Annotated in this window: 6 protein-coding genes and 1 pseudogene; 4 read left to right on the top strand and 3 right to left on the bottom strand. The window is 75.1% G+C overall.

The genetic code is table 11. The features are described 5' to 3' along the window. A pseudogene (locus tag IEZ12_RS07655) lies at nt 1-494 on the bottom strand (hypothetical protein); the annotation flags it as partial. Between the two features lie 143 nt (nt 495-637). On the opposite strand from IEZ12_RS07655, the gene IEZ12_RS07650 reads away from it, so the two are divergent. From IEZ12_RS07650 to IEZ12_RS07635, 4 genes are all read left to right on the top strand, one after another. Next, nucleotides 638-1810, top strand: coding sequence for an NYN domain-containing protein (locus IEZ12_RS07650; protein WP_189271341.1), 1173 nt, complete (start codon nt 638-640; stop codon nt 1808-1810). A gap of 63 nt (nt 1811-1873) precedes the next feature. Next, on the top strand, nt 1874-2839 hold the full coding sequence (locus tag IEZ12_RS07645) for an ABC transporter ATP-binding protein (RefSeq protein ID WP_152645140.1): 966 nt from the start codon (nt 1874-1876) through the stop codon (nt 2837-2839). Next, a complete protein-coding gene (locus IEZ12_RS07640) occupies nt 2836-3636 on the top strand; it encodes an ABC transporter permease (RefSeq protein WP_189271340.1) in 801 nt (266 codons plus the stop codon). Before IEZ12_RS07645 ends, IEZ12_RS07640 begins: the two co-directional genes overlap by 4 nt. A gap of 71 nt (nt 3637-3707) precedes the next feature. Beyond that, on the top strand, nt 3708-4331 hold the full coding sequence (locus IEZ12_RS07635) for a hypothetical protein (protein WP_043913449.1): 624 nt from the start codon (nt 3708-3710) through the stop codon (nt 4329-4331). 193 nt (nt 4332-4524) lie between these two features. Here the strand turns inward: IEZ12_RS07635 and ybaK are convergent, their stop codons facing one another. Then, nucleotides 4525-5016 carry a Cys-tRNA(Pro) deacylase gene (gene ybaK, locus IEZ12_RS07630; RefSeq protein WP_189271339.1) on the bottom strand — a complete coding sequence of 164 codons (492 nt, stop codon included), beginning with the start codon at nt 5014-5016 and terminating at the stop codon, nt 4525-4527. A 13-nt stretch (nt 5017-5029) separates the two neighbouring features. Next, complete coding sequence (locus IEZ12_RS07625; RefSeq protein ID WP_189271338.1) at nt 5030-5758, bottom strand: LON peptidase substrate-binding domain-containing protein; 729 nt, start codon at nt 5756-5758, stop codon at nt 5030-5032. Nucleotides 5759-5892 lie beyond the last annotated feature (134 nt).

Genomic DNA, 5892 nt, shown 5'->3' with positions numbered 1-5892 from the left:
GCGGCGGTGGTGGGGGCGGCGGCCTGGTCGAACAGGGCGGTGCGTTTGAGGGAGAAGCCGCCGGCCGACTTCGACACGTAGCGGTCGCCGTCGTTGGCGCGGATCTGCAGGTCCACGAACCAGGTGCCGGCCTGGTCGTCGAACAGGACGCGGGAGGTGGCCGCGGCCGTGGCCTCGCCGGTGCAGCGGCTCACGGTGCCGGTGGCGTCCAGGGGGACGCAGGTCATCGGGCCGACCTTGAGGGTGGAGTAGTTCGGGCCCCACAGGCCGATCGGGTCGACGGCGCGGATGCCGGAGCGGTCGGTGGCCGTGACCTCGACCGGGAAGGTCCGGGTCTCGGTCGGGCCGAGTTCGAGGGTGCGGCCGCCGTTGACGACGACGGACACCAGGGAGGTGTCGCCGCGGGAGGTCTCCGGGACGGTCGCGGGCACCAGGACGAGGGCGACCGCTCCGACCGCCGCCACTCCGCACAACGCCACCGCACTTTTCCGCACGGTGTCCCAGTATCCAGGGTCGCGGGGGAAACTCCGGCGCGGTTCGGGGAGCGAACGAGGGGTAAAGGTGTGCGCAACGGTGGCCGGGCTGCCTGGCGGCGTCCCCACCGCCGCGGCGCCGGGCCGAGGAGGAGGTGCCGGAGATGGACCGCTGTGTCGTCCTGGTCGACGCGGGCTACCTGCTGGGCGCCGCCGCCAGCCTGCTCGCCGGGGAGCCCGGCCGGTCACGGATCGCCGTCGACCACCCGGTGCTGATCGGCGCGCTGCGGGAACGGGCCGAGGAGGAGACCGGGCTGCCGCTGCTGCGGATCTACTGGTTCGACGCGGCCATCGACCGCAGACCGGTGCCCGAACACCGGCGGCTGAGAGTGCTGCCCCGGGTGACCGTCCGGCTCGGCGCGCTCACCCGGGCCGAGGGCCGCTGGGTGCAGAAGGGGGTGGACGCCGCGATGCACGCCGAACTCAGCGAGCTCGCCCGCAACCACGCCTGCGCCGACGTGGTGCTGGTCACCGGCGACGGCGACCTGCTGCCCGGGGTGGCGTCCGCCAAGGAGCACGGCGTGGCCGTCCACCTGTGGGCGCTGGAGGCCGCCGACGGCGACTTCAACCAGTCCGAGGAACTGGTCGGCGAGGCCGACGAACGCCGGGTGCTCGACCGCGCCTGGATCGAACGCTGGGCCCGCCCCCGGGAGACCGGCCACGAACCCGTCGCCGCCGTCGCGCCGGTCGCCGTGCTGCCCGCCCCGCCGCGCCCCCGGGCCGTCGTCGTCCCCGCCGCCGTCGCCGCGCCCGGCGGGCGGCCCGCCCCGTTACGGGTCATCCCCACCCCCAAGGACCTGGCCGGGCGCGCCCCGGTGCCGGTTCCCGCGCCGCCGGCCGCCGTACTCGGCGGGCCGGTGCTGCGCTGGTCGTCCGACCGCGGCTGGCCGGAGCGCGCCGACGCCCCCACCGCCGCCGACGCGCTGCCCACCCTGGACCGCCTCACCACCGCCGCCCAGCGCTGGGCCGACCGCGAGGAGGACATCACCATCGTCGGCGGCGACCCGCAGGAGGTCGGCCAGGTCTTCGCCCGCCGCTGGCTCGACCGGCTCGCACCCGTCGACCGCCCCGCCCTGCTGTGGACCGACCACCCGCGCATCCCGCACCGCCTCGACGGCGAACTGCTGCGCTACGCCGCCCGGTTCGGCCTGCTCGCGCACAAGGAGGACCAGATCGACGAGCAGGACCGGTACGCCATCCGGGAGGGCTTCTGGAAGGAGCTGGCCGCCCGGATCCCCGACACCCGCCAGCCCCAGGGGGTGCTGGAGGACAGCTGACCGCCGCCGACCGCGCGACCCGCGTGCCCGGAAGGTCCGGTGCGACGCGTAGAGTCTTCCGTCGTGAGCAAGGCACCTCAGGGCTGCTGCACCGTCAGCGGCCTGGTCAAGACCTACCGGGCGGGCGGCACCGAGGTCCGGGCCAACGACGGCATCGATCTCGCCGTCCGGCGCGGCGAGGTCTTCGGGCTGCTCGGACCCAACGGCGCCGGCAAGTCCACCCTGGTCCGCCAGCTCACCGGCCTGCTCCGCCCCGACGCCGGCGCCATCGAGCTGCTCGGCCACGACATCGTCCGCCACCCCGAACGGGCCGCCCGGCTGCTCGGCTACCTCGGCCAGGAATCCACCGCCCTCGACGAGCTCACCGTCGCCCTCGCCGCCGAGACCACCGGCCGCCTGCGGGGCCTGTCCCGCGCCGCCGCCCGCGCCGAGACCGCCGACGTGATCACCGAGCTCGGCCTCGAACCGCTCGCCCACCGCCCGCTCGCCAAGCTCTCCGGCGGCCAGCGCCGCCTCGCCTGCTTCGCCGCCACCCTGGTCGGCGACCGCCCGCTACTGGTCCTGGACGAACCCACCACCGGCATGGACCCGGTCGCCCGCCGCGCCGTGTGGAGCGCCGTCGACCGCCGCCGCGCCGACCGCGGCACCACCGTGCTGCTGGTCACCCACAACGTCATCGAGGCCGAGACCGTGCTCGACCGGGTCGCCGTGATCGACGGCGGCAGGGTCATCGCCTGCGACACCCCCGGCGGCCTCAAGGCCCTGGTCGACGGCCACGTCCGGCTCGACCTGGTCTGGCGGACCGACGCCCCGATCGGCGTACCCGCCGTCGCCGCGCTCGCCGAACGCGCCGAACGCACCGGCCGCCGCTGGACCGTGCGCACCACCCCCGACGAAGCCCGCGAACTGGTCGCCGCCGTCACCACCGGCCCCGCCTTCGCCGCCCTCGACGACTTCACCCTCGCCACCCCCACCCTGGAGGACGCCTACCTCCGACTCGGCGGCCGGCCCGGAGGACTCGCCCGATGACCCTGCTCGACGCCCCCGCCGCCACCGGCACCGGCCAGGCCGCGCCGCTGGCCCCCGCCGCCCGGCTGCTGCCCGCGCTCGCCGCGGTCTACCGTGCCCAGCTGGCCCGCGCCAAGGTCTCCCGGATCCCGCTGCTGTTCGTCGCGACCTTCCAGTCCATCGGCATCCTGGTGATGATGCGCGGCGTCGTCGACGCCGGCGACAACCCCTCCGCGCACGCCGTGGTGGCCGGCTCCGCCGTCCTGGTCGTCGCCTTCGTGGCGCTCAACCTGCTCGCCCAGTACTTCGGGAAGCTCCGCCACACCGGCGGCCTCGACCACTACGCGACGCTGCCCGTCCCGCCCGCCTCCGTGGTCCTCGGCACCGCCGCCGCGTACGCCTCCTTCACCGTGCCCGGCGTGTTCGTCACCGCCGCCGCCGGCAGCTGGATGTTCGGCCTGCCGATGGGCCGGCTGTGGATCCTGCTCGCCGTCGTCCCGCTCGCCGGAGCGGCGCTGGCCGGCCTCGGCGCGGCGCTCGGGCTGCTCGCCCCCCGCCAGGAACTCGCCACCCTCGCCGGACAGTTGGGCATGTCCGCGGCCCTGCTGCTGGGCGTCCTGCCGGCCTCCCGGCTGCCCGTGCCGGTGCAGTGGCTGCGCGACCTGCTGCCCTCCACCTACGGCGTCGACGCGTTCGCCCTCACCTTCGCCCCGCACCCCGACTGGGCCCGCGTCCTGCTCGACCTCGGCGTCTGCGGCGCCGTCGGCCTCGCCTCGCTGACGCTCGCCACCTGGGCGTACCGGCGCGCCGCACGCTGACCCGTTCCCGTCGGGAGCATCCACCGCCGGGAGATCGACAGTGGCGGGGGCGGCCATGAAACGATGGGGGCGTGACCGTACCGAACACACCTGCGGGTGAGACGCCGCCCGGGGCGGACCCGTTCGCCCCGCCCCACCCGACGCAGTCGCCCGCCCCCGTCGAGCGGCCGCCGGTCGGCCCCGAACTGCGGATCGGAGCGATCATCGCTGTCGCCGGGACGGTCCTCGGCGTCGTCCTCGGCCTGCTCTGGCTCTGGCTCTCCCCCCGGATCGGCTTCGAGGTCCAGGACAACCGGATCCTCTACCGGGACCCCGAAGGCGAGGCCCAGATCGCCGCCGTCGGCGTCTTCTCCCTGCTCGGCCTCGTCCTCGGCGTGGTCACCGCCCTCGGCGCCTTCCTGTGGACCCGCGCCCGCGGCGGCGGCATCGCCGTCGCCGTCGGCCTCACCACCGGCGGCCTGCTCGGCTCCGTCATCGGCTGGCAACTCGGAACCCGCCTCGGCCCCACCGCCGACCTCCGCGCGCACGCCCTCTCCGTCGGCAACGGAGGCACCTTCGACGGCCCCCTGGAGCTCACCGCCCACGGCGCGCTCCTGGTGTGGCCGATGACGGCGACCATCGTGCTGCTCGCCCTCTCGGCGACATTCGGCAAGCGGGAACCGGACCGGCCGCCGTACTGGGCGACTTCGCAGTAGCGGGCGCGAAACCAGGGGCCGGGGGGAACTGCGCGACAAGCGCGAAGCCCGTCCGCAAGGTCGCGATCACGTGCAGGTCATTGTCCGGCGCCGCGATCTTGCGGTCAGGTGCGTTCCCCTTCGCGCAGTTCCGCCCCCTCGGCTTCGCCTGGGGGTACCCCCAGCGCCCCTGGTGGTGCTCTCCCTGGTTGTCTCAGCCTCGTGCGATTTCCGCGGTCTTCGCGTTCGTCAGCCGCACCAGGTCCGCCGGGGCGAGTTCGACCTCCATGCCGCGCTTGCCGGCGGAGACGTAGACCGTGGGGTGGCTCAGGGCGGTGGTGTCGATGACGGTGCGGAGCTTCTTGCGCTGGCCGAGGGGGGAGATGCCGCCCAGCACGTAGCCGGTGGTGCGTTCGGCGGTGGCAGGGTCGGCCATGGTGGCGCGCTTCGCGCCGAGCGCGGTGGCGAGGGCCTTGAGGTCGAGTTGGCCGGAGACCGGGACGACGGCGACGGCGAGGGCGCCGTCGGTCTCGGCGAGGAGGGTCTTGAAGACGCGGCCCGGCGGCACGCCCATCGCCTCGGCGGCCTCGGCCCCGTAGGAGCTCGCGCCGGGGTCGTGGGCGTACTCGTGGACGGTGAACGGGACCGCGGCGGCGTCGAGGGCGACGGTGGCGGGGGTGCCGCCGGCGGTCTTCTTCTTCGGCATGGCGGGGGAGTCCTCAGTTCGGGCTGAACGCCTGGCGGGTGAGGTCGGCGGCGGGCAGGGACGGGAGTTTGGCGATCACCGCGCTCTCGTGGCGGAGCAGTTCGAGTTCGCGGGTGAGGCGCTGCGCGGTGTCGGGGCAGGCGAGGAGTTCCTGCTTGACGGCCACCGGCAGGGTGGTCGCGGCGGCGACCAGGTAGGAGAGCACCTGCGGGTCGTCCGGGAGGTCGGGTTCGCCGTTGAGGGTGGCCTCGCGGGCGCCGGCCAGCCGCTTCTGGTACGTGCGGAAGGCGCGTTCGACGCCGGCGGCCAGCGCGCCGGAGCCCTCGCCGGGCTGCTCGGGCACGACGGAGACGTCGCCGACCAGGTAGGGGCCGGTGGCGTCGATCGCGCGCAGCCGGAACCGGGTGGTGCCGGTGACGAGGAGTTCGTAGCGGCCCTCGGGCTGGTCGCGGACGGAGGCGATGTCGGCGACGCAGCCGACCGGGTGGAGGGCATCCATCGGGTCCTCGCCGGGGGCGCCGATGCCGTCCAACGGGCCTGCGGGGCCGTCGACTTCGCGGACCGGCGCGGTCTCCCGGCCGTCCCGGATCGCGACCACGCCGAAGCGGCGCGGTTCGTCCTCGGGCAGCTTCTGCAGGTCGGCGACCAGGTGGCGGTAGCGCTCCTCGAAGACGTGCAGGGGCAGCACCAGACCTGGGTACAGGACCGTGTTGAGCGGGAAGAGCGGGAGCCGTTCAGTCACGGCGGACAGCGTAGTTCCCGTCGGCCCGCCGCCGCGCAGGGGATTTCCGGTGGGCGGTTCGTCAGCCGCGCTGGAGGAGCCGGGTGGCGCCGGCCACGGCGGTGGTGGCGAGGACCCAGCCGGTCAGGACCAGG

Origin of the sequence: Kitasatospora griseola (genome assembly GCF_014648555.1) — a bacterium.
GTDB classification, from domain to species: Bacteria; Actinomycetota; Actinomycetes; order Streptomycetales; family Streptomycetaceae; genus Kitasatospora; species Kitasatospora griseola.
Note: the sequence above shows the minus strand (reverse complement) of the source record. Positions and strands in the feature narration are given on the sequence as shown.

Coding starts and splice junctions, on each gene's coding strand:
- IEZ12_RS07650 (WP_189271341.1), top strand. CDS start 638: ATGGACCGCTGTGTCGTCCTGGTCGACGCGGGCTACCTGCTGGGCGCC.
- IEZ12_RS07640 (WP_189271340.1), top strand. CDS start 2,836: ATGACCCTGCTCGACGCCCCCGCCGCCACCGGCACCGGCCAGGCCGCG.
- ybaK (WP_189271339.1), bottom strand. CDS start 5,016: ATGCCGAAGAAGAAGACCGCCGGCGGCACCCCCGCCACCGTCGCCCTC.